The organism is Shewanella sp. SG41-3 (assembly GCF_014164545.1).
GTDB lineage: Bacteria > Pseudomonadota > Gammaproteobacteria > Enterobacterales > Shewanellaceae > Shewanella > Shewanella vesiculosa.
On the sequence record NZ_JACJFJ010000001.1, the window covers coordinates 1 to 25,465 of the forward strand.

General features: G+C 44.6%; 18 protein-coding genes and 1 tRNA gene. 16 read left to right on the forward strand and 3 right to left on the reverse strand.

What is annotated here, in order from left to right; genetic code table 11:
* Window positions 1-868 precede the first annotated feature (868 nt).
* The 16 genes from dmeF to H5164_RS00080 all read left to right on the forward strand — a co-directional run bounded on the left by dmeF (window position 869) and on the right by H5164_RS00080 (window position 23,244).
* Window positions 869-1,843: a CDF family Co(II)/Ni(II) efflux transporter DmeF gene (gene dmeF, locus H5164_RS00005; RefSeq protein ID WP_182754111.1), complete on the forward strand. Its 975-nt coding sequence runs from the start codon at window positions 869-871 to the stop codon at window positions 1,841-1,843.
* A 105-nt stretch (window positions 1,844-1,948) separates the two neighbouring features.
* Window positions 1,949-2,025 (forward strand) — tRNA-Trp (locus tag H5164_RS00010).
* Between the two features lie 463 nt (window positions 2,026-2,488).
* A complete protein-coding gene (locus tag H5164_RS00015) occupies window positions 2,489-5,233 on the forward strand; it encodes a TonB-dependent receptor (RefSeq protein ID WP_182754114.1) in 2,745 nt (914 codons plus the stop codon).
* Between the two features lie 97 nt (window positions 5,234-5,330).
* Complete coding sequence (locus tag H5164_RS00020; RefSeq protein WP_182754116.1) at window positions 5,331-7,676, forward strand: glycoside hydrolase family 2 TIM barrel-domain containing protein; 2,346 nt, start codon at window positions 5,331-5,333, stop codon at window positions 7,674-7,676.
* Between the two features lie 25 nt (window positions 7,677-7,701).
* Window positions 7,702-8,745, forward strand: coding sequence for a UDP-glucose--hexose-1-phosphate uridylyltransferase (locus H5164_RS00025; RefSeq protein WP_182698650.1), 1,044 nt, complete (start codon window positions 7,702-7,704; stop codon window positions 8,743-8,745).
* Window positions 8,746-8,747: 2 nt separating this feature from the next.
* Window positions 8,748-9,971 (forward strand): galactokinase, encoded by a 1,224-nt coding sequence (galK, locus tag H5164_RS00030; RefSeq protein ID WP_182722439.1) that lies wholly within the window; start codon window positions 8,748-8,750, stop codon window positions 9,969-9,971.
* A 40-nt stretch (window positions 9,972-10,011) separates the two neighbouring features.
* Window positions 10,012-11,574: a sodium:solute symporter family transporter gene (locus H5164_RS00035; protein WP_182698652.1), complete on the forward strand. Its 1,563-nt coding sequence runs from the start codon at window positions 10,012-10,014 to the stop codon at window positions 11,572-11,574.
* Between the two features lie 4 nt (window positions 11,575-11,578).
* Window positions 11,579-12,607 (forward strand): UDP-glucose 4-epimerase GalE, encoded by a 1,029-nt coding sequence (gene galE / locus H5164_RS00040; protein ID WP_182698653.1) that lies wholly within the window; start codon window positions 11,579-11,581, stop codon window positions 12,605-12,607.
* Between the two features lie 12 nt (window positions 12,608-12,619).
* Complete coding sequence (locus H5164_RS00045) at window positions 12,620-15,214, forward strand: hypothetical protein (protein ID WP_182754119.1); 2,595 nt, start codon at window positions 12,620-12,622, stop codon at window positions 15,212-15,214.
* 116 nt (window positions 15,215-15,330) lie between these two features.
* A complete protein-coding gene (locus H5164_RS00050; protein ID WP_182698655.1) occupies window positions 15,331-16,620 on the forward strand; it encodes an MFS transporter in 1,290 nt (429 codons plus the stop codon).
* 26 nt (window positions 16,621-16,646) lie between these two features.
* Window positions 16,647-17,651 (forward strand): LacI family DNA-binding transcriptional regulator, encoded by a 1,005-nt coding sequence (locus H5164_RS00055; RefSeq protein ID WP_182698656.1) that lies wholly within the window; start codon window positions 16,647-16,649, stop codon window positions 17,649-17,651.
* Between the two features lie 229 nt (window positions 17,652-17,880).
* The gene (locus H5164_RS00060) at window positions 17,881-18,171 is read left to right on the forward strand and encodes a DUF2607 family protein (protein WP_182698657.1); all 291 of its coding nucleotides are present in this window, start codon (window positions 17,881-17,883) and stop codon (window positions 18,169-18,171) included.
* An 85-nt stretch (window positions 18,172-18,256) separates the two neighbouring features.
* Window positions 18,257-20,446: a TonB-dependent siderophore receptor gene (locus H5164_RS00065; protein WP_182754122.1), complete on the forward strand. Its 2,190-nt coding sequence runs from the start codon at window positions 18,257-18,259 to the stop codon at window positions 20,444-20,446.
* On the forward strand, window positions 20,436-21,692 hold the full coding sequence (locus tag H5164_RS00070) for a DUF1624 domain-containing protein (RefSeq protein WP_182754125.1): 1,257 nt from the start codon (window positions 20,436-20,438) through the stop codon (window positions 21,690-21,692). Before H5164_RS00065 ends, H5164_RS00070 begins: the two co-directional genes overlap by 11 nt.
* Before the next feature lie 540 nt (window positions 21,693-22,232).
* Window positions 22,233-22,598: a hypothetical protein gene (locus H5164_RS00075; protein WP_124017797.1), complete on the forward strand. Its 366-nt coding sequence runs from the start codon at window positions 22,233-22,235 to the stop codon at window positions 22,596-22,598.
* Between the two features lie 88 nt (window positions 22,599-22,686).
* Window positions 22,687-23,244: a GNAT family N-acetyltransferase gene (locus tag H5164_RS00080; protein ID WP_182754128.1), complete on the forward strand. Its 558-nt coding sequence runs from the start codon at window positions 22,687-22,689 to the stop codon at window positions 23,242-23,244.
* A gap of 153 nt (window positions 23,245-23,397) precedes the next feature.
* On the opposite strand, the gene lipA is transcribed toward H5164_RS00080, so the two are convergent.
* The 3 genes from lipA to ybeD form a co-directional block, all read right to left on the reverse strand.
* Window positions 23,398-24,363: a lipoyl synthase gene (gene lipA / locus H5164_RS00085; RefSeq protein ID WP_124017799.1), complete on the reverse strand. Its 966-nt coding sequence runs from the start codon at window positions 24,361-24,363 to the stop codon at window positions 23,398-23,400.
* Window positions 24,363-25,013, reverse strand: a complete 651-nt coding sequence (gene lipB, locus H5164_RS00090; protein ID WP_182698661.1) for a lipoyl(octanoyl) transferase LipB — start codon at window positions 25,011-25,013, stop codon at window positions 24,363-24,365. Before lipB ends, lipA begins: the two co-directional genes overlap by 1 nt.
* 102 nt (window positions 25,014-25,115) lie before the next feature.
* Window positions 25,116-25,382, reverse strand: a complete 267-nt coding sequence (gene ybeD / locus H5164_RS00095) for a DUF493 family protein YbeD (protein WP_011636177.1) — start codon at window positions 25,380-25,382, stop codon at window positions 25,116-25,118.
* Window positions 25,383-25,465 lie beyond the last annotated feature (83 nt).

The window sequence follows — 25,465 nt, forward strand, 5'->3', positions numbered from 1 at the left end:
AACTCAGAAGTGAAACACAGTATCGCCGATGGTAGTGTGGGGTCTCCCCATGCGAGAGTAGGTCATTTCCAGGCGCCAAATAAAACAGCAAGGCCACTCTAACCGAGTGGCCTTTTTGTTTTGTGTCTAAAGACTTTCTCAATTCGAATCATTAGCTAGTGTGGATGATATGCCCATGCGAGAGTAGGTCAGTTCCAGGCACCTAATTGACTTGAAAGAGTCGTGAAGCAGCCCGCTATTATGTAGCGGGCTTTTTTACGTCTGTAATTTGTGCCTGAAAGCCGTTCTTGGGCCTAAGCCATTAACCCGTGTGGATGATATGCCCATGCGAGAGTCGGTCATTTTCGGGCGCCTAATAAAACAGCAAGGCCACTCTACTCGAGTGGCCTTTTTGTTTTGTGCCTTAAACCTAAGCAATTAGTCAGTGTGGCCAGTATGCCCATGCGAGAGTCGGTCATCTCCAGGCGCCTAATTGACATGAAAGAGTCGTGAAACAGCCCGCTATTATGTAGCGGTTTTTTTTACGTCTGTAATTTGAGATTTAAAGCCGTTCTTGGACCTAAACCATTGACTCGTGTGGATGATATGCCCATGCGAGAGTCGGTCATTTCTAGGCGACTTAATCACTTAAATGAGTGTGAGACAGATCGCTATTATATCGCTAATGCTTTTGTGTCTATTATTTGATATGTTAGAAAGCGTGAGATCAGCATTAGGTCGATATGTTCCTCATTAATTGATTCATGTATCAATAGAAACAATTACTGTTGTTTATGCAAATGGGATACGACTTAATATGCTTTTGACTTGATATTTAATCGATAATACATAGATAATGTCACTCTAATTTGCTCATCTAAGTGCCTCAATGACGTCTCAATCTCATCCAGTAAAACAATGGCAACACCATCATCAATTCAGTCATCAGAACTCTGATGGTGAGCGGAATACCCTTTACGTACTTATTTTAACCATTATTACTATGTTAGCTGAGATTATTGCCGGCTCCATTTATGGTTCAATGGCATTATTAGCTGATGGTTGGCATATGGGTACTCATGCTGCAGCATTTATGATTACTTTATTTGCCTATCGATATTCCCGCAAAAATGCTGATAACCCCCAGTTTTCTTTTGGAACCGGTAAAGTTAGTGTTCTGGGGGGCTTCACCAGTGCCATCGCTTTAGGTATGGTTGCATTGATAATGTTAGTAGAATCATTAGTCAGAATTATCAATCCAGAACAAATCTATTTTAACCAAGCTATCTTTGTTGCTTTTATCGGTCTTACAGTCAATATTGTTAGTGTATTTTTATTGAAAGATCATCATAGTCATGATCATCATCACGCTGAGCATGAGCATGAGCATGAGCATGAGGCAGTACATCATCATGATCATAATTTAAGAGCTGCTTATTTCCATGTACTTGCAGATGCCTTAACGTCTGTTTTAGCCATTGTGGCGCTAGTCTTTGGTAAATATATGGGACTGACATTCCTCGATCCTGTTATGGGTATAGTTGGCGCAGTGATTATTACACGTTGGGCATGGGGGTTAATGAAGCAAACGAGTCCAATCTTGCTTGATAATTCAATCGGGTTGGACAAGAAGTCACGAATAAAACACTTCCTCGAGCATGATGGCGTTATTGTTACTGATCTTCATATTTGGAAGGTAAGCGCTGAACATTATGCTGCGATTGTCTCGTTACTAGTCCATAGTGACATTGATGCTGTGCAATTAAAGCAACAACTTGAAAGTAAGTTTTCGCAACTTAGCCATATCACAATCGAAATTAATCAATGTCCACTGGCATCCTGTAAAAGCATAAGCTACTCATAAATGCTTTTGAACGGCTTACTTGTGTGAAAAAACTGCAATTGAGCACTTTATTTGAAAAAGTACTTTACCTTTGGAAGGGGGTTTAGCATAATGCCCCTCGTCAACAGGGGTGTAGTTCCAATTGGTAGAACAGCGGTCTCCAAAACCGATGGTTGCGGGTTCGAGTCCTGCCACCCCTGCCAAATTTAGAAGGCCTAGCAGAAATGCTAGGCCTTTGTCTTTTCCGTTGCTATTTTTTCCTGGCAAATCCGCACTCTGATTTCAGTCTGCAATATTCAATTTATCCTTTTAAGATTGAGCAAGTTAACTCTTCCTATATTACTCGGTGAGTAAATCTTTTCTATAACACTATTTAGTTCCTTTTCCCTTTATTTCTTTTAGTTCATTTGCGCTATCTTGATGCACTCCATTGGGTTAATGCCCGATATTAGAGCAAAATACGCAAATCCTCTTAATTTACAATAAATTTTAATCCATTTAAAAACATAGTTTTACCCTTTTTTTACCCATAATCGTGCAAATTTTTGTGGAAAACGTTTACCCTTGATGTTATAAAATATCTGCTAGATGGATACATCTAGTTAACAAAATGGTTGTCGCGCTCTCTACTCTATAAAAATAAATGTTAAGAGAATGGATAAGATAATGAAAAATAATATATTCAAACTCAGTAAAGTCGCAGTTGCATTGCTCCCTTTATGCTATGTAACTCATGGCTTTGCTGCGGAAGATGATACTAAAAAAGAAACAACAGAGGTTGCTGCTACAGCTACTGCCGAAGAAAAAGTTGAGGTAATACAAGTTAGGGGGTTTGCCTCAACTCTAAAACAATCGCTGTTTAGCAAACGTACTTCATCACAAACAGTCGAAACAATTTCTACCGATGATCTTGGCAATATGCCTGATGTGACCATTACCGATGCACTTGCTCGTCTGCCTGGGGTGGCTGCCGATCGAGATCGTGGTAACGCAAGTCGTATTTCAATTCGTGGTATGGGGCCTCGGTTAAATATGGCCACTTTGAATGGCCGTGAGATTGTTAGTGGTGAGCCAAGTCGTGATGTGCGCTACGAACAATTTCCTGCTGAATTGATTAATTCGGTTCAAGTGTATAAAAGTCCAACGGCCAGTAATGTTGAAGGCGGTATTTCTGGCTTAGTGAATATGGATTTTGTCAGTCCATTAGCGCAAAGCGAACGTAAAGTAACATTAAGCGCTAATGGTATGTACTACGATCTGGCTGATGAATTGCCAGATGGGCAAACCAATGGCTCTAAATTGAGCTTTAGTATCGTTGATAACATTACCGATAACTTAGGTTATGCCTTCGGTATTGCTTATCAGGATCAGCCTTCAGTACAACGTGGTACTAAAAGTTGGAATTACAATAATGGCGCTGATAGAGGCGATATTAACGATAATGGTATCCAAGAGTCTGCACCTTGGGGCGCACAGTCAGGTGATAAAGTTGGTACCAATAAACGCTTAGGCTCTATGGGGATCCTAGAGTGGCAGGCGACTGATAAACTAAAGCTAAAATACGATCTGTTTTATTCAAAGTTTAAAATTGAAGAACGTGAAGATCAAATGTACTTCAATGACTTAGGAAATTATCAAAGCAGTAAAAATTGGAATTATAACAATTCTGCAGCTCAGCCCGAGATCATCACAAAGGCCGACGGAAGTGAACAGCTTGTTGGAGGCGGGTTAGCCTATGCAAACCATGAGGTGCATAACGCAACTTGGTTCCAAGAAAACGAGTTGTTGAGTACAGGATTGAATGCGGTATGGGAAGGCGATATATGGCGCATTAAAGCGGATGTCGGTTTTTCTAAAGCACAAATCGATTCTGTATGGGTTGATATTATCTCTAGCTACAACGGCCCTAGTTATGATTTAGGTTGGAGTGTGGCCGATGGTAATAGTTTCAGCGCTGAAGTGCATGATAATTCGGCGGAAGGGTTAAGTGCAATAGACATCTCTAATCCAGATTATTACACCTTAGGGGCCATGGAATGGGTTGAGACGGCACCCGGTGTTTGGGAAGAACAAAATATTGGTATGATCGGCGATAATGACCGCGACCTGTCGGATCAAATGGTGAATACCCGTGTAGACTTTGAGCGTTATGTCGATTGGGGAATTTTTCAACAATTAAGCTTCGGTATACGTTATTCAGATCGCGAGAAGGAAAACCGTGTCATAGACTGGCAGAAAGCCGTTGTTGCTGATAATGGCTTAACTAATTACGGCACAAGCTATGCTCTTGGTGGTGGCTATAAGGTGCCTAACCTTTACGCATTAAAGGATTGGGATAAAGTCGCACATGATGCGTTTGGTGGGCTTGGTAGTGCTGATTATGCATTGCAAAACAGCGCCGATAAGCTCGCTTCTTGGAATTTAACTGAAAAGAACAGTGCTGCCTATGTGATGTTAAATATCAACAGTGAATGGGGCGATACACCTTATTCGGGCAATATTGGCGTTCGTGTTGTAAATACTCGCTCAACATCAGAAGGTTATGAGCAATTGCTTGATGGCTCTTTAGGTTCTGCGAGTATTGATCATGAATACACAGAAGTGCTGCCATCACTTAACTTGTTGTTTAATATAACTGATGATTCACAAATACGCTTCGGCTTAGCACGTACTATGTCACGTCCTCCGTTGATTGAAATGCGTACCGGTTTTTCAATCGATACTACAGTAACGCCAAATACCGCTTCTGGTGGTAACCCTGAGCTAGATCCATATATTGCCAATCAGGTAGATCTTGGCTACGAGTATTACTTCTCTGACAGTGGTGCTATGACAGTGTCTTTATTCTATAAAGACATGCAGAGCCATATTGGTATTGCGACCAGCACTAAAACCTTGGATGGTGTCGACTATGAATATAGCGGCCCAGTCAATGGCGATGGCGGTGCAATTAAAGGGTTTGAAGTCTTATACCAACAGGGCTTTGATTTCTTACCGGCACCATTTGATGGTTTAGGCATTTACGCTAACTATTCCTTCACGGATTCAGAAGTGGAAGAATTCACACCACAGGATAATCCATATGCTTTAGCAGGCTTATCTAAAAATGTCGGTAACGTGACCTTGTGGTATTACAAGGAAGGGTTTGAAGTACGAGTAGGCTATGACTACCGTAGTGAATACACTGGGATCAATAGCTGGGATCCAAGCGAAATCTCCTTATATGATGCCCAAGCTACTGTAGATGCGAGTATTTCATATCAGTTCACTGATAACTTTAAAGTGATGTTACAGGGGCAAAACCTGACTAACGAAGCGTCAACAAGTTATTGGGACAACGATAAAACCCGTGTAGCAGAAAATGCAGAGTGGGGTCGCCGTTACGTGTTGGGCTTTACGCTCTCTATGTGACCATAACTGAAGCGCTCACTTATGTGAGCGCCTTGGTTCATTTTTCACTACCGGGATTTCTAGTTTTTGGTTTATTCCGTTTATAAGGTACCTTGGTATGTATTTCAAGTTGTTGTTTGCAATTGTATTACTGTGTTTCCCCAGTGTGCAAGTGCAGGCTTCGCCACAGGCGCAGACTGCTATCAAACTGTCGTTCAACGAGGATTGGCAATTCCAAAAGTCACCCGCACACGCAACCGTGTTTCAGCCTGAAGCTAAAGCATGGGAAAAGGTGAGTTTACCCCATACTCCTAAGCTTGAACCTTTGTTGGTTAATGACCAATGGCAGGGTATTGCTCTGTATCAAAAGCAATTCAATGCCCCTAAATCGTGGCAAGGAAAAAGTCTTTACCTACGTTTCGAAGGCGCAATGAACTCCACTCGAGTGTGGTTAAATGATAAGCCAATAGGTGAGCATTTAGGTGGTTATCTGCCATTCAGTATTGATATATCAACTGCAGTAAATTACGGGGCTGACAATCAGTTAAGGGTGGAGTTAGACAATAACGATAATCCAACAACTGGTCCTAAACCGCTACAATTACTCGACTTTAATACCTATGGCGGTTTATACCGCGAGGTTAACTTATTCATTAAAGCGCCACTGCACGTCAGTGATGAGATACTGACTAATTTACCTAATCGTGGCGGTTTACTGATTTCGAGCAAGATAGACAATAAGGCTAAGGCAAGTGTGGCCGTTCAGACCGATATCCGTAATCAAGGTAGTAAACCGGCTAACTTCACCTTAAAACAGGTGCTTGAGTTCGACGGTAAAGCGGTTGCAACAACAGCGCAAAGCTACACTTTAGCTGCCAATAGCCAGCAAGTCTTTGACCAGAGCCTAACGGTTAAAAAGCCAAAGCTGTGGCATCCAACTCATCCAAATCTTTATCAATTAAATACTGAACTTTGGCAAGGTAAAACCTTGCTTGAGCGAAGCAATAATAACGTTGGAATTCGTGAGTTCGCCTTTAATGCTAAGCATGAGTTGCTGATTAATGGTGAACCCTATTTTTTACGCGGTGTTAATCGTCATCAAGATTATCCCCATGTCGGTTATGCCACCTCAAATCAGGCTGATTACCGGGATGCGATCAAAATTAAAGAGGCTGGATTTGATTATGTCCGTTTATCTCACTATCCCCATTCACCAGCTTTCATGGATGCTGCAGATGAATTAGGTTTAGTGCTGATTGATGACATATTAGGTTGGCAGTATTACTCTCCAGATCTAGCATTTGCTGAGCAAACGTACCAATCTTGCAAAGATTTAATACGTCGTGATCGCAATCATGCCAGCGTATTAGCATGGGAATGTTCGCTCAATGAAACTGAGATGCCACTGGCGTTTATTGAGCATTTAAAAGGTATTATTCAGGCGGAGTTACCTGGTGCTATGTCTGCAGGTTGGCAGACTCAATACGATATCTATTTACAAGCACGTCAACATAGAATGCAGCATTATCAAACACCTATTCAGCCGTACAATGTGTCTGAGTACGGTGACTGGGAATACTATGCGCAAAATGCGGGTCTTAACCAACAGTCATGGGCTGATTTAAAAGATGATGAACGCACCAGTCGTCAGTTACTCGGTGCGGGTGAGAAACGTCTTTTACAACAAGCGATGAACCTACAGGAAGCGCATAACGATAATCTTCACACTCCAGCGTTTGCTGATGGTTATTGGGTGATGTTTGACTATAACCGTGGCTATGCCAATGACTTAGAAGCATCTGGCATTATGAGTATTTATCGTCAGCCTAAGTTCAGTTATTACCTGTTCCAAAGTCAGCGTGATCCGGCGTTAACGTCAACCCAATACAATGCCGGACCTATGGTGTATATCGCTTCAGATTGGCAAGCGGACTCTTCGCCAAATGTTCGGGTTTTTAGTAACGCGGATGCCGTCGAGTTATGGTTAAATGGCAAATTAATTGCCCGTCAAACGCCCGATAACGGCGCGAATACAGACAAGCTGCCTCATCCCCCCTTTACTTTTCATCTGCCACGTTTTGAGGCCGGAAAGTTGAGTGCGAAGGCTTTTATTGGCAATAAATTAGTCGCAACCCACAGTGTTAGCACCCCAGAAGCGATTCACGCCCTTGAGATTTCACTCGATACCGCAGGTGTACCTGTTAATCCTACTGGCAGTGATGTGTTATTTGTCAATGTCAGATTAGTTGATACTAATGGCACCACAGTTCCTATGAATGGCAAAGTCGTCAGCTTTGAAGCCGATAGCGCTATTGAGGTACTTAACCCTGAAGCGATAGTGACTGAAAAAGGCGTTGCTACGGCTTTAGTTCGAGTACATAACGGCGCCAAAGGCGCGCACTTGCGAGCAAGTTTCAACCTTGAAAATGCCGTTACACCTTTAACTACAGAGTTGAAATTCTAATACCATGAATGAGTTGAGTAATATCATGAACCCCGAATTTGATCCGACTGAACACCCACATCGCCGCTATAATCCGCTGCTGGGAGAATGGGTTTTAGTGTCGCCCCATAGGGCAAAACGTCCTTGGCAAGGCCAAGTTGAGGCTGTCGATGACGCGCCAAAGCCGAGTCACGATCCGAGCTGCTTTTTGTGTTCGGGTAACACACGTATTAATGGTGAGGTTAATCCGAGCTACACAGATACGTTTGTTTTCACCAATGACTTTGCTGCGTTAAAAGCTGATACGCCAAAATTTCAACAAAATTCTCCACTGTTTCGCATGCGTACCGAACAAGGTGAGAGTCGAGTAATATGCTTCTCACCCGATCATGCTAAAACCCTACCTGAGCTCTCAGTTGATTCAATCATTAAAGTGATTGAAACTTGGCAGAGTCAGTGTGCCGATTTATCCCAGCGTTATGTTTGGGTGCAAGTGTTTGAGAATAAAGGCGCTGTTATGGGCTGCTCCAATCCACATCCCCATGGGCAAATTTGGGCCCAGACCCAACTGCCCACACTAATAGAGCGCAAGCAACAAAGTCAGAGTGAGTATTTCAAGCAACAGGGTACAGCCTTGCTTGCCGATTATGTGGAGCAAGAAGTTGTCAGCTGTGAGCGTTTGGTGGTGAGCAATGAAGATTGGGCAGTGGTTGTGCCTTATTGGGCCGCTTGGCCATTTGAAACTTTACTACTGCCACGTTTTGCAATTCAGCGTATGACAGATTTAAGCGCCAGTCAGCAGGCCAGCTTGGCAGATATTTTGAGCCAAATTACCATTCGCTATGACAATCTGTTCCAGTGTTCCTTCCCGTATTCGATGGGATGGCATGGTGCGCCATACGATGGCGAAGCACATGATGAATGGCGCTTACATGCCAGTTTCTTCCCGCCATTACTGCGTAGCGCATCTGTGCGTAAGTTTATGGTTGGCTACGAAATGCTTGCCGAAGCCCAACGAGATTTGACCCCTGAGCAGGCCGCCGAGCGCCTACGTCAGTTGTCTCCCGTTCACTATAAAATGAAGTCTTAAACATGAATCAAGATACGTTGAACCTAACCCATAATAGCAATGATGATATCAATGCGATGAGCCAAGCAGTGGCTCAGTCGGACATTATCGCCCTGCTGGAGCAGACATTTGTAGAGCACTTTGGTTATGCTGCGACACAAATTAGCCATGCACCAGGTCGTGTGAATTTGATTGGTGACCATACCGATTATAACGGTGGTTTTGTGTTACCCGCCGCGATTAACTTTGGCACTTGGATGGCAGGTAAAGCAAGAAATGATCGCACTATCAATGTAGTTGCGCTGGATTGTGATGGTGAACGCATTAGTTTTTCCCTCGATGATATCGCTTTTGATAAGGTTTCGTCGTGGAGCAACTATGTCCGCGGCAGTTTGATTGCACTGGCTAAAGCATTACCAGATTTTGGTGGTGCCGATTTAGTGGTCAAAGGTAATGTGCCACGCGGCGCGGGATTAAGTTCATCGGCTTCATTTGAAGTGGTGACCTTAAAGACCATGGCGGCACTGTATGATTTACCTTTATCTGGCGTACAAGCAGCCTTGATGGGGCAGCAAGCCGAAAACGAGTTTGTGGGATGCAACTGCGGCATTATGGATCAGATGATTTCTGCCATGGGTAAACAGCACAACGCTATGTTGCTTGATTGTCGTAGTCTAGACATTCAATACGCTCGTATGCCTGAAGATCTTGCCATCATCATAGTCAATTCCAATGTAAAGCGTGGCTTAGTTGATAGCGAATACAATACTCGCCGTAAACAGTGTGAACAAGCTGCAGCCTTATTAGGTAAAACCTCATTACGTGATGTGACCTTAGCCGAGCTTAATGCCGCAAAAGCGGATCTCGAACCGATACTTTATCGCCGAGCCCACCATGTGATCAGTGAAAGTCTTCGCACCTGTGACATGTTAGCGGCACTTAATCGTCACGATATGGCACAGATCAGCACATTAATGGCTGAGTCACATGATTCTCTGAAAAATGACTTTGAAGTCACCACTTCACAGTTAGATATTCTAGTGTCCTTGTTGGCCGACAAGCTTGGTGAATATGGCGGTGCCCGTATGACTGGTGGCGGTTTCGGCGGTTGTGTAGTGGCACTAACTGAACGTAGCCATGTGGATAACGTGCTTGCCACATTAGCCGAGGACTATCACGCGGCGACAGGGCTTAAGGCCGATGTCTATTTATGCCATGCGGTCGATGGGGCCTTCGTTGCCGTTTAGCGCATTAACATAAGATAAAACAATAAGAAGAGTACAGAATATGAAGCTCGCTACACTCGATATCGCCATCATAGCCATTTACGCTATTGGTTTGTTGTTGGTTGCATTATGGATTTCACGCTCAGAGAAAAATCACGAGCGCAATACTGAAGATTACTTCCTCGCCAGTAAAGCTTTACCTTGGTGGGCGATTGGTGCCTCGTTGATTGCCTCGAATATTTCAGCCGAACAGATTATCGGTATGTCAGGTTCAGGTTATGCCATAGGTTTGGCTATTGCCTCCTATGAATGGATGGCGGCCATTACCTTACTATTGGTCGGTAAGTACATGTTGCCTATCTTTTTGAAAAACAAGATTTTCACTATGCCGCAGTACTTAGAGCAGTGCTTCGATAGCCGAGTAAAGACAGTGTTGGCGCTATTCTGGCTTGCGGTGTATGTGTTTGTAAACTTAACCGCTGTGCTGTGGCTCGGTGGTTTGGCGATTCAAACGGTCACGGGAATCGATTGGTTTACAGGCATGATGATGTTGGCCATTTTTTCAACGGCATACTCGCTTTATGGTGGCTTAAAAGCCGTTGCCTACACAGATATCATCCAAGTCGTGTTATTGGTGTTTGGTGGATTGATCTTAAGTTACTTGGCCTTAGATGCTGTATCCGATGGTGCGGGTGTGATAGCCGGTTTTGGTGTGTTGACTGAGAAACTACCTGAGCATTTTGACATGATCTTAAGCAGTGATAATCCGGCTTACATGAGTTTACCCGGCATTTCAGTGCTGGTGGGCGGCATGTGGATCATGAACTTAAGTTATTGGGGCTTTAACCAATACATTATTCAACGCGCATTGGCGGCTAAAGATATCCGTGAAGCGCAAAAAGGCATGGCATTTGCGGCTTACTTAAAGCTAGTGGTACCGGTTATTGTGGTGTTGCCCGGTATCGCCGCTGTTGTTTTATATCCCAATCTTTCTGCGCCCGATCAAGCTTATCCGTCGATGATAGAGCTGATGCCAGTTGGGATTAAGGGGTTAGTGTTTGCGGCGTTAGTGGCGGCAATTGTTTCGTCTTTGGCCTCGATGACTAACAGCATTTCAACCATTTTCACTATGGATATCTATCGTCATCTCAAACCGGCTAAATCACAAACCCATTATGTGTTTGTGGGCCGGGCGGCAACCTTAGTTAGCCTAGTGATTGCGATGATCATGGCGGAGCCGTTACTGGGTAAATTTGACCAAGCCTTCCAATATATTCAGGAATTTACTGGCGTATTTACGCCGGGTATTGTGGTGATTTTCTTAATGGGCATGTTCTGGCGTAAAGCGTCACCGGCAGGCGCCATTGCGGCGGCTTTGGGTTCCGCCGTAGGGTCATTTGTACTTAAGTTTACTTGGCCGACATTGCCTTTTATGGATCGCATGAGCGTGGTGTTCCTTTTGTGTTTAGGACTCGGGGTGTTGGTGTCTTTACTGCGCCCAAGAACGCAGCCAAGTAATACTGTGGATTTAAGCCAAGTGTCTTTTGCGACCACGCCATCCTTTAATCTACACACTGCGATTATCGCGATTATTTTAATCGCGCTGTACACAACTTGGTGGTAACACGATGAAAGTATTAGTGACAGGTGGCGCAGGTTACATAGGTTCGCATACCGTTTTGGCATTATTACAACAGGACCACCAAGTGGTGGTGTTTGATAACTTGTGTAATGCCAGTGAGGTGCCGTTAGCGCGAATTGAAGAGATGACGGGCAAACATATTGAGTCTGTCCGTGGCGATATTCGCGATGAAGCAGCATTAGATGCGGTGTTTGAGGCGCATCAATTTGATGCGGTGATCCATTTTGCTGCGCTTAAAGCGGTTGGCGAATCAACCCAAAAACCGCTGGCTTATTATCAAACCAACGTACACGGCAGTGTGTGTTTGCTTGAGGCCATGCAGCGTCATCAAGTCACTGATTTTATTTTTAGTTCATCGGCGACAGTCTATGGTGAGCTGGCGATCGTGCCTTATCTTGAGTCAATGCCGCTAGGGTCTCCTTCGAGCCCCTATGGTGCGACTAAGGTGATGGTCGAGCGCATTATGGCCGATTATGCGGCCGCTAACCCTGAATTCAGGGGCGTATCCCTACGTTATTTCAATCCTATCGGTGCTCACGAAAGCGGTAACTTAGGCGAAGATCCTAAGGGGATCCCGAATAATTTATTACCTTATTTAGCCCAAGTCGCAGTGGGTCGCCGCGCCCATTTAAGTGTCTTTGGTGGTGATTATCCAACGCAAGATGGCACCTGTTTACGGGATTATCTGCATGTGATGGATTTAGCCGAAGGCCATACGGCGGCGCTTAATTGGTTGGCAGACCATCCATTGCAGCGTGGCATTGAAGCGTTCAACTTAGGAACGGGTCAAGGTGTGTCAGTGCTGGACATTATCGCTGCCTTTGAACAGGCGAGTGGTGTGCCTGTTCCCTATGAGATAGCGCCACGTCGCGCGGGCGATCTCGCTGCATTTTGGGCCAATGCCGATAAAGCCAGCACTGTGCTAGGTTGGCAAGCTAAACGCAATCTCACCCAGATGATGCAGGATACTTGGCGTTGGCAAAGTCAAAATCCTTCGGGCTACAGTGAAGAATAAAAGGAATTGTGCATGAAATTACTCACCAAATTAGCAGCAGTGCTTGCGTTATCACCTTTGTTACCGTTATTGAGCGCGAGTGTTTTTGCGGCTGATGCGAAGGTTGAAGACGGAGTGTTGTACCTAGACGATGGCAGTGAAGTGCGTCACTTTGGCGTGAATTACTCTGCGCCATTTGCCTTTACCTACCGTGCTATGGTTAATAGCGGTGTTGACATGCACGCCGCTATCGATATGGATGTGGCGCATCTTAAGCGTCTTGGGGTGACGGGCTATCGTGTGCATGTCTTCGACAGAGAAGTTTCCGATGTAAAAGGGAATTTAGTCGATAATGTTCATCTAGAACTGCTGGATTATTTACTGAATAAGCTTGCCGCTAATGGTATTCGCGCCATTATTACCCCGATTGCGTGGTGGGGTAATGGTTATCCTGCGCCGGATACTGAGACTCAAGGATTTGCTAATGGCTTTACTAAAGCGCAGATGAATACCGAGCCTAAGGCTATTACGGCAACGCACACTTATCTGAAACAATTCTTTGCTCATAAGAATCGTTATAGTGGTGTGACCTATGGTCAGGATGCCAACATTATTGCCTTTGAATTGTTTAACGAGCCGAGTCACCATGGCGATGTTTATCAGAGTCAAAGCTATATCGATGGTTTAATTAAGGTGAGCCATGACAGTGGCGTAACGAAACCGCTGTTTTATAACATTAGCGAGCAGGGCGACAACCCAGCCTTTGCAAAAGCGGTATGCGATTCTAATATCGATGGAATTGCCTATCAGTGGTATCCGACTGGGCTAGTAAAAATGAGCCGGATTAACAGTAATACTCTGGTCAATGTTGCCCATTACACCAATCCCTTCGCCGATATTGCGGCCTGTAAGACGAAGGCGAAAATGATTTATGAGTTTGATGCCGCAGATGTAACTGCCAGTGTCATGTATCCAGCAATGGCACGCAGTTTTCGCGAGGCTGGATTCCAATGGGCGACTCAGTTTGCCTACGATCCGGCAGTCATTGCGGGCAGCAATGCTGATTACAATACCCATTTTCTTAATCTACTTTACACTCCGTCAAAAGCCATCAGCTTTTTGATTGCCGGTGAGGTATTTAGACAAGTTCCTCGCGGTTTTGAGGGCGGTGCTTATCCGCAAAGTAATCACTTTGCTGACGTGAGCTTAGATTATGGCCACGATGTCAGTGTATTAAATCAGCCAGCGCGTTTTTATTACAGTAATAACACAGATGAAAAGCCACAAGCGCCTAAAAAGCTTGAGCATATCGCTGGCGTTGGCAGTTCTGCGATTGTTAACTATGACGGCAATGGTAGCTACTTTTTAGATAAGATCTCTGATGGTTTATGGCAATTAGAAGTGTATCCCGATGCCTTAGTGTTATCTGATCCACATCAGAATTCGAGCTTAAAACGTGAAGCCGTCCGTTTGTATCAAGCCTCGCGACATTTTAATCTGGCTCTGTCGGATTTAGGCCAGCATTATTGGCTGCAAGGTATCAACCAAGGTAATAGCGCTTCGCTACAAGCCAGCAAAGGCACAGTGCAGTTAACGCCTGGCAAGTATTTACTCGCTAAGGATAAATCGTTACTTGCATCAAAGCAGGGCAAGGTTGATGACCATTATTATCTGCCGCCTATGCCGCATCAAACCTTAGGCTTAGTGCACCAGAATGTGCAGGCGCTGAATCAGGGGGATGCGCTCTCCTTTAGCACCAGTGTGATGGACGCAAAAGCGATAGATAAGGTTGAGCTTTATGTGCGCTATCTTGGTGATAGTGAGTTTAAGGTGTATCCGATGCAAGCCCATGGCAGTCTCTATCTCCAAACCCTCACTGATGTCAAAAACTGGCAGCGCACTGGGGCGATTGAATATGCTTTTGTGGTGACTCAAGCTGCTGATCAAACAAGCTTTCCAGGTCATGCTGAGGGAAATCCAAATGAATGGGATTTTGTGAAGCGCAGTGGCGCAGCTTTTTATCAATTTGAGTGGCGTGCTAAAGGCACTCCGGTCAGCTTGTTTAATGCCACGCTCGATAGAGATAACTTAATTTATCCACAAAATGGCCGTAGTGAATGGCGTTTCCAAAGTGGCGTGCGCGATCAAGGACTTGGATTGCAACTTTATCTCCCAAATCTGCTGACATCTGCTACAGGTTCAGAAGCTGATAATATGCTCGTACGTATCTCATCAGCCAAAGATAATGCGCTTTCTCAACATTCCCTGAAGGGATACAATACCGTTCAGCTGCGAATCTATGCAGACCAAGCCAATGAACATGTGTCTGTTGCGCTGTTAAACGAGGATGGACTAGCCTATGGCGCGGTTGTTACATTGCAAGCTGGGTGGCAGTCTATTAGCATACCATTAGCTGATTTATCGCCAATGCCGACGGTATTAACAAAGGCTTATCCCATGTTTATGCCGATGAATTATCCTCATTCTGAACCCTATAGATTCGACGCTGAGGCGCTGGGGAAATTACAAGGTGTGCAGCTGGGGTTTGTGGCAAAGGATTATGAGATAAAGGCGCGGGACAAAGGCCATAATATTGTCTTGTCTGAAATAAATTTAATTAAGAGGTAAGTGCTATATCGATAAGCCGCGCGAGTAAGGGCTACAGGCATCAGCAACAAGATAATTCTGCGAGTGATGCCGTATGCCAAAGCCTAGATTTAGCTCCTAAAAAGTACCTTCAGTGGGTGCTTGGTGCAGGCTTTTTTGCGGCGTTTATCGCCCAGCAAGGGGTTGTGGCGTTAGCCTTACCCTATTATCAAATGCTGCGCGGCTTAGACCCTTTACTCTTAGGCGCTTTGCTGAGTTTACCTATCGTTTGTGGTGCAATGCTTTCGGGACGAATTATGTCGCTGTTGCAGCGACAATTGTGGACCGAGCGGCGGATAATATTAACCTGTGGTTGGGTAACCGCTTTGTTATTTGGCCTATTGTGGATGGTCCCAGCAGATTGGCCTATGGCTTGGCAGTGGGCTGTCTTAGTGATGTTATGTTTGTGCTATAGCCTATCCATGACAGTACTGATCCTCACCTTGAAGCTATTGGCCTTTCGTTTGGCCTTGATAAGTGATGATGGGCAAGGGATATTTAGTCGTATTACCTTGTTTGAAAAGATTGCCGCGGTGTTGTACTTTTGGTTATTTCCATTAACTCAGTTAACTTTATTTACTGATGCTACTAGTGGTGTGAGAATAATAGGCTGGCTGGTGGGCTTAGGCTTAATCGGCAGTTTATGTACTTTGGTGGCTTGGCAATTCGCCCCTGAGCGAGTGCGATTAGGCGATAGCCGGATGAAAATCGCAACAGATATGGCGCCAACCTTGAGCGTGCATACTCGCCGGCAGGTTAACCAATTACTGTGGATCTCGGCATTGCAGTTTGGCGCTGTGGGGATTTGTATCAGTTTTGACTATTACTTGCTGGTATATTTTATGTCTGCAGGTGACGTGACCGAAGGCTCAATGCTTAAAGGTGCGTTATCGAGTGGCTATGCGATAGCGGGAGCCTTGTATTTACCCATACTCGCCCATGGGGTTAAACAATGGGGTGCTGTGGTAACATTACAAAGAGTACTCGTATTTACGGTTTTTGGCTGTTTACTTAAATGGTATGTGTATACGCCATATGGTTATTGGGCTTTGTGGATTGATGCTGTGATTGGTGCCGCTATTTGGACGGCGATGACCTGTATTATACCCAATATGCTCACTGAACTGGGGCGCGATACAGGTCAAGATATCAGTCCTTATTTAGTCAGTCGTCACCATACAGTGATCAGCATGAGTTTAGTGTTGGCAATGCTAGGATCTGGTGAGTTACTCAATTTAGTCGGTTTTGATGCCAGTTTAGCGGGCAATCAAACGGATAGTACTTTGTTTGCTATGCGTTTATTATTGTCTTTTGGCAGTTTTATTTTTACCCTTGGTGCCCTAATGATCTTGTCTAGATACAAGGCCGATAGGTTAATTCATTCATAGTACGATTTCCGGTTAAAGGGGATAAATTGGCTACCATAAAAGATGTCGCGAGAGTGGCGGGTGTCTCAATTGCAACTGTATCACGGGTTGTTAACGGCCAGGGCAAGGTTGGCGCCCAGTGTCGTACACGAGTGCAGAAGGTGATAGAGCAACTTAACTATCGCCCAAATTCGAACGCCAAAGCGCTTGTCAAACGCAGTACTAATACGATTGGTATCGTCACGCCGAATTTATCTATGTCTTTTTTTAGTAGTTTGGCCTGCGGCGCAGAACGTGCTGCTCGTGAGCGTGGTTATGGCTTGATTATGCGTAATTCGCTTTATGAGACTCAGTCTGAAATCGATGCGATCGAATCCCTGCGTGACCAAAACTGTGATGCTATTATTCTCCACAGCGAATATTCGGATGAGTCGACTTTAATAGGCCTTACTGAACAAATCCCCGGGCTTGTGATCATCAACCGCTTTATCCCTAAAATTGCCGATCGCTGCGTTTGGCTCGACAATGTAACCAGTGCCCAAGAGGCGACTAACTACTTACTCGACCGCGGCCATCAAGATTTTGCAGTGATCACCAGTATTTACCAAAACCGCGATCCTGCGTCACGCATATTAGGGGTACGCCAAGCTCTGCTGTTGCGGGATATGAAGTTGCCCTTGGATGCCATTGAAGAGTCTACCGCGAATATGGAAGGTGGCGAAGCCGCTGTACAAGCCTTACTCGCAAGAGGCACACCATTCACGGCCATCTTAGCTTATAACGACTTAATGGCGATTGGCGCGATTCATGCATTATTTGCGGCGGGAATTCGGGTGCCTGAAGATGTCTCTGTGATTGGTTTTGATGACTTATCGATTGCCCGTGCTTGCCGTCCTAGATTGACGACCATGCATTACCCGATTGAGGAAATGGCCAATTATGCTACAGATTTAGCGATTAAGTTAGCGTCAAATGCTACGCCTGAGTCCCGTAATACTCACCTTTTTTTGTCCAACTTAGTCGAGCGAGACTCAGTTGCAGCCTTAGTTTAAACACGTCCTCGCTATCTTGTTGATGGTGGAGTCAGGCTCGAATCCTCGTTCACAAGGTGGAACGACCTGACTCTATGATGTTCGTGATGAGGTACTTAGAGTGATTTTCCTCCAACAAACTGTCGAATCCCGCTTGTAACATTTAAGCCTGCGACTTAGGTAAATTGGTTTGCAACTTTAGTTGTGTTTAACATACAATCGCCAGCCAAATGAGTTGAGGAAGTATGGTTTGAATAGTGTGATGCAAACAAGACGCACCCTAGCAATATGGCTTGCCGCCATGTTGGTGCTTTTGTCTGTGGCCATTGCTGTTCACAGTATTACTCATGCCAATGAAGATCCTAAGTCTCATTGTTCGCTGTGCTTACATCAGCACCAGTTGCAACATGCGATAACCAGTACGCCCTTTCATTTTCAATTGGCTCAGCAGAGTTATATCTCGGTTGAGTTCCAAGCCATTTCCTTTAAACGACCTTTTAGTCGTTTCTTCAATAGTCGTGCTCCGCCCATAACAGCATAAGTTACTTTTTATTAGATATATCTTAATTAACTTTGAGCGTCTTGGCTTAGCTAAGACGTCGATGCTGTTTATTTTCGGAGTGAAAATGACCTCTTTTTATATTCCCAAGCGCGCTGCGCTGTTGCTGGGCGCCTTGTTTGTGCTCAATCCTATTTCAAAACTGTTGGCCGCAGAAGGCAGTCAAGTGAGTGATGTGGCTAGTGCTGTTGATACTGCTAGTGACGCGGCTCGTGATACCGCTCTTGGCACTGAGATTGAGCGTTTAAGTATCCACTATCGCCAAGCCTATCGTGGCAATGTTTCTGCAACTGAACTTCCGCAAGCGATAAGTGTGTTAGACGAGCAATTGATGAAAGATGCGGGACTGACAAGGTTTCAAGATGTGCTGGATTATTCCGCCAGTGTGGCGCGGCAAAACAATGGTGGCGGTTTGTGGGATAGCTTTTCCCTGCGCGGCTTTCCGGGTAATGAAAACATGCCATCGGGCTATTTAATTAATGGCTTTAATGGTGGCCGAGGTTTTAGTGGTCATAGGGATTTATCAAATGTGGCCTATGTCGAGATCTTAAAAGGTCCTGGTTCGGCGCTTTATGGTCGCTCGGAACCCGGTGGTACAGTCAATATTGTGACTAAGAAACCTCAGTATCAAACCAGTGGTTATTTAAAAGCATCTGCTGGAAGTTTCGATCAATATCGATTAGAGGGGGATGTGACTTCCGGCTTGACCGACAATGTGGCATTTCGGATTAACGGTGCGTGGCAGGAACACGATAGTTTTCGCGATTATGTGTTCAGCGATAAAAAAATCATCACGCCGTCTGCGCGTTGGCAGATTTCTGATAAAGCCTCGTTACTTTATGAAATGGAATATCTCAAGCAAGAACAGCTATTCGATCGCGGCATTATTGTGCTCAACAATGATATCAATACAGTGCCACGCTCACGTTATTTAGGTGAGCCTAATGATGGCGCAACTGTGGTCAATGCCACTGGGCATCAGCTGACCTATGACTATCAATTAAATGATGATTGGTCACTCACCGCGGGCTATAACTATCGCGATTCTAGCTTGAAGGGCTTTTCCTCTGATGCTGAGTTAGCAGCGGGCAGACAATCGCTATTTGATGATGGCCGCACGCTTACCCGGCAGCACAGATACCGAGATTATGCATCCGAGGATAACTCGCTGCGTCTAGAGTTAAGTGGTCATGTTGATACCGGTTTTATTCGCCACAATTTACTGCTCGGTGCTGACGCCTATCATTATGATTTGAAGACGGGACTGTACCGCCACCGAGGCCAAAAAGGTGAATATGCCATTGATATTTTTGAGCCTCAATATGGTGGGATTCAACCCGAGGTCAGTTTGTTGTATGAGGATAATGAAACCCAAAAGGCATGGGGGACTTATCTGCAAGATCAAATGGATTTAACTGAGAAATGGAAGCTGCATTTAGGGCTGAGATTCGACCGTTATCAGCAAGATATCGGTGAAGTTGTCAATGATACATTATCTAAGCAAACGGAAAGTCGAGTCAGCCCAAAAGTGGGTTTAGTATATTTATGGTCTGATGAATTAAGTTTTTATTCCTCCTATTCTGAAGGCTTTTTACCGCTTTCTGGAACCGACTATACGGGTAAGCCTTTCGAAGCTGAAGAGAGTCAGTCGCTTGAGCTAGGAATGAAGTTTAATCTTACTTGGCTAAATGATCTGGCGGTGAATGGCAGCTTGGCGGTGTTCGATGCGCAAAAGAGCAATATTTTGACCTCAGATCCTGTCAATGTTGGCTTTGCAGCTACCTTAGGGGAGGCAAAAAGTAGCGGCGTTGAACTTGATATCTCTGCCGAGTTGACGGACTCTTTACAGGCTAAATTATCCTACGCTTATTTGAATACACGTACCGCCAATGACAGTTTGAATCCAGACTGGGGCGAACTAATTCCTGCAGGCAGTCCTTTGGTCAATGTGCCAAAACATACGGCGAGTTTGCTACTGAAACAGGATCTGAGCGGATTATCTATTGATGGTCACTTAGGTTTGAGCTGGCGCTATATTGACTCACGCCTTGGCGATTCCGCCGATCCCAGTTTTCAATTACCTGCTTATCAGCTGCTTGGGTTATTTATCAATACGCACCTGAGCGATAATCTAAACCTTGGGGTGAATTTGGATAACGTACTGGATGAGCATTATATCGCCAACAGTTATTCAGCACTTTGGGCTGTACCGGGTGAGCCACGTAGCATTAAGGTGAGTGTCAGTTATGAATTCTAATATCAGTTCGAATCCTTCGTTGTCAGCCAATATTGCGGAACAAGCATCGAGTCCAACGCTTGGCCGAAGCCGTATCAATAGTATCGATATGATGCGCGGCGCAGTGATGTTGATCATGTTGCTCGATCATGCACGGGAGCGGTTTTTCTTTCATATGCAGGTGAGCGATCCTATGGATTTGAGTTCGACCTCTTGGGGGCTTTTTTTGAGTCGCTTTGCCGCCCATTTTTGTGCGCCGGTTTTTGTGTTCTTAACTGGGGTTTCTGCATGGCTTTATGCCAATCGTAGCCATGGCGAGCCACGTTCAGCACGTATGTTTTTGATTAAACGCGGACTATTTTTAATCGCGCTGGAAATTTTAGTGATTAACTTCTCTAACCTGTCTTGGATGGTCAGCTATTACACCCTCTGGTTACAAGTGATTTGGGTGATTGGTCTGAGTATGCTAGCGCTCGCTGCGCTGATAAAACTGCCTAGACCTTGGATGGCTGTTTTAGGTCTAGCGATTGTTTTTGGCCATAATCTATTGACGCCTATTGGCTTTCAACCCAATGAGTGGGCTTATAGTCTGTGGACCATATTGCACGATCGCGGCTATCTCATCAGCGAAGGTGCGCTTAGGGTTAAGGTGAGTTATCCCGTGCTACCTTGGATTGGGGTGATTTTACTGGGCTATGTGGCGGGGCCAATTTTCAGTCAAAAATCCAATGGTAACCCGCTTGAAGCCTCGCAGCGCCAGCAAACACTGTTGAAGTTAGGAATAAGCTGTTGGGGACTTTTTGCCGTGCTACGCGGGTTTAACCTTTATGGTGAAACCTTGCCTTGGCAGGCGGGGGCGAATTTTGGTGAAACCTTAATGTCGGTCGTTAACTTAACCAAATACCCGCCATCGTTAAGCTTTTTACTGGTGACCTTAGGCGGGATGTTTTTCTGCTTAGTCGCGTTTGAGCGGCACTTTGCATCAGACGGGAAAGCTGATGGGAGTTTAGCGCGAGTCGGACATTGGTTGTCTGTGTTTGGCTCAGTACCGATGTTTTTTTATATCTTGCATTTGTACGTGCTGTTATTGCTTTATACCTTAGCGAAATTCACCTTTGGTGCTAATCATGGTGAATTTTATGGAGTCAATAGTATTGGCTGGGTTTGGTTGATTGCAGCGTTGTTAGCCGTCGGACTCTATTATCCTGTTAAACGGTTTAGCCAGTATAAAAAAAATAGCACTCAGGCTTGGATAAAGTACCTCTAAGCCTAAGTGCTTCTAAACCTGAGTGATGTTGTTTTAAAGGCAAAAGTCGCCAAGCAGTCATGTTTGGCGACTTTTTGTTTTGCCTAGCACAATAATCCATTTAGTCAATTATTTTATGAATAAGCTATGCTGTATCCAGGCATTTTTTCATCTAGCTGAATACTTTGGATAAGCAGTTTCGCAGTCGTTTTATTATTGGCTTGATTTACCTGTGAAAACTGTGGGTCTTAAGATACAGGCTGTCGGTCAATGCTTGGTTAAGACTCGCGGTGATTTCACCTCTGTTGGCTTGATAGCTAAGCTAATCATGGCGTCATCCTGCTGTTGTTTTGCTGAAAGTGTTCAGTCTAATCTTATGATATTTAATGTGAAATGAGTTAAGTCGATTGGTATTTAAAGGTTATATTCCAGAAATTATCCATCCTATAATCGGCTTAATACCATCTCCTTTAGCCGTGTTGCACTAACAATAACGTGGTAAAACTGCTATTCTAGCGGCATATTGTGAGTCGATAATTTAATTGAATAAAACTGACCCTAATGAATAAATCAGCCTATTTAACTGCCATGAATGTGACCACTTGGCGAGTGCGCGACACTAAGGTAAAACCTTATTTAGTGATTTGGGATGAAAACGGTGAGTTACCTGAAGCTGAGCCGCTTATCGACGCCGTGCTTAAGCTTATCGATGTAAAACGTGAAGAGTGTGACTTTGACTGTGAGCCTCATACGGGTAAACAGATTGTTTGGGATTTACGTCGTCATAAAGTCAGACCACGCACTGCATGGCTTCTATCAGAACCTTTAGCTGATTTATTGGTGGGTTGGCAGGCTAAAAGCGCCCTTTGGCAGCAGATTTACCAATGGCGCGAGCAAGTGAGCGGCCAAGCTAGGGGCAAGTCATAACTCAAATCTCATCAATCAGACTGAACTCAGTTTTTAACAAACCTTTGCTTGTGAATAGATTAATCACACATATTTTGGAATATATCCTTTGAGCCCCTCTTCAGTAGATAGTCTATTCTCAGCGCAGCTTACCACGCCACTCACTTTAGGTTTGCCTGTGGAGCTTGTCGCGCTGGCACCAATCGATGTTCCTCAAATGGCGCAGCTTGAATCTTTGGCCCATAGCCATCCCATGACCGCGGGGAACCTTGCCGATTGTTTCGGGCACTTGTACCGGGTTTTAGGTTTAAAGCTGAGTGCTGACTTAGCTCCTAATACTGATGCTGCTGTCAATTCTGATTCAGTCGAAGGCCTTTTGGGGTTTGCGATAGTGCAGCAGATAGTCGATGAAGTGACCTTATTGGATATTTGTCTATTACCGAGCCAGCAGGGCAAAGGCTACGGCAAGTTATTATTGAATGCTGTTATGGCTTCGGCTAAGGCGTCTGGCGCTGTAGTGCTGATGTTAGAAGTGCGAGAATCCAATCTTGCAGCCCGTACCTTGTATCAAAAGGCAGGCTTTATTGAATCGGGCCGTCGTAAAGGTTATTACCTAATAGAGGGCGGTAAAGAAGACGCGATCTTGATGGATTTAGCGATTACCTAAGAATAAGCTGTGTATTAGCAACCATGTCGTAAAACGATAGCTATGCGAACAATTGTTATAAACAACAGCCATAAAAAAACAGCGCCTAAGCGCTGTTTTTTTATGATTAATCCTGGTATCTACATAAGGATTATCTGCATCTAAGCGATAAGGTTATTTAACTTCTTTACCTTGGGCTTGCAGATCGGCATGGTAGCTTGAGCGCACTAATGGGCCACAGGCTGCATGGGTAAAACCTAATTCATCGGCTAAGGCTTTAAGCTGGTCAAACTCTGCTGGCGGTACATAACGTTCAACTGGTAAGTGGAACTTAGAAGGCTGTAAGTATTGGCCCAAGGTCAGCATTTCAACCTTGTGGGCACGCAAGTCACGCAATACTTCGGCTATTTCTTCGTTAGTTTCACCTAGACCCATCATTAATCCAGACTTAGTCGGAATCGTTGGATGACGCTCTTTAAAGCGTTTTAGTAGATCTAGTGACCACTGATAGTTAGCACCTGGACGTGCTTTGCGGTAATGAGCTGGAGCCGTCTCAAGATTGTGATTAAATACATCAGGAGGCTCTGTCGCTAAAATATCTAACGCCGCATCGATACGACCACGGAAATCAGGAACAAGAGTTTCAATCTTGATTTCAGGGTTTAATAAACGAATTTCGCGAATACAGTCAGCAAAATGCTGGGCACCGCCATCACGTAAATCATCACGGTCAACAGAAGTGATTACCACATATTTTAACTTCATGTCTTTGATCGTTTGAGCTAGTTTTTTAGGCTCATCGGCATCAGCTTTGAGTGGGCGACCATGGGCGACGTCGCAGAATGGACAACGACGAGTACAAATCGCACCCAAAATCATAAAGGTAGCTGTGCCGTGGTTAAAGCATTCTGCCAAGTTTGGGCAAGACGCTTCTTCACACACTGAATGCAATCCATTCTTACGTAATGCCGCTTTGATATCGAGAATACGTTGATTTGATGCAGGTAATTTTACCCGCAACCAATCAGGCTTACGCAGCATCGTTTCGCGCTCTGATGGCACTACTTTTACAGGAATTCGAGCGACTTTATCGGCATCACGTAATTTGACACCTGGTTGTAATCTTTCAGGCCTATTCATTATTCTGCTAATCCTTGATGATGTACAAGTTGTTGGTAGCCCATAATTTGGCTAAAGGTTTGGATTAATTTATCACCAGCTTCAAGCACTGTTTGTGGACCACCCAATGCTTTACATTGCACCATTTCTAAACCGGCATATCCGCAAGGGTTGATGCGCTGGAATGGGGCTAAATCCATGTCGACATTAAGTGCTAAGCCGTGAAAAGAGCAGCCTTTACGAATGCGTAATCCCAAAGAGGCTACTTTTCGTTCTGTGACATAAACACCTGGAGCGTCAGCTTTTGCGTAAGCATTGATATGGTAATGAGCAAGCATATCGACAATGCTCTGCTCTATATTATTCACTAGCTGACGCACACCGAGTTTATTACGTTTTATATCGATAAGTGGATAAACCACTAATTGACCCGGTCCGTGATAAGTCACTTGACCACCACGGTCTACTTGAATGACCGGAATGTTACCTGGGTTGAGTATATGCTCACTTTTACCTGCCTGACCCTGGGTAAATACCGGCTGATGCTCAACAATCCACAGTTCATCATGGCTATCGCTATCACGAGTGTCAGTATATTCCTGCATTGCATGCCATGTCGATTCATAGTCTTGCATGCCAAGATGGCGAATGTGCAGTGTTTGTGCTTGCAAGGGCAACGTCTCCCCCAGATAAAGGTGTGTGTCCATCAGATCAATGGATTAATAGTTGAGTATCATACGCAAGTTTATTGTTAAAGAAGACTCATTTGGATCTTACAGTACACGTTTTACGCCTTCAATTGCGGCAAGATCAATGTACGCTTTTTCAATATGTTCTTTGCTTGTAACCGTAATACGGATAGTGACTGAATAGTAACTGCCTTTACTCGATGCTTTCACACTCGGAACGTAATCTCCCGGTGCCAGTTGTTGTGCAACGGCAACGACACGATCGGCTAAGGTATCATCCGCATCCCCGATCACTTTGAAAGGGCACGAATTAGGAAATTCCATTACTTGGTCAAACGTTGTATTTAACATTTAGCTTACTCAATTCTGTTTGGTATTACTTATATGGTGGTGATTATACCCGATTCAAGCCTGATAGATCTGAAAAATTAAAG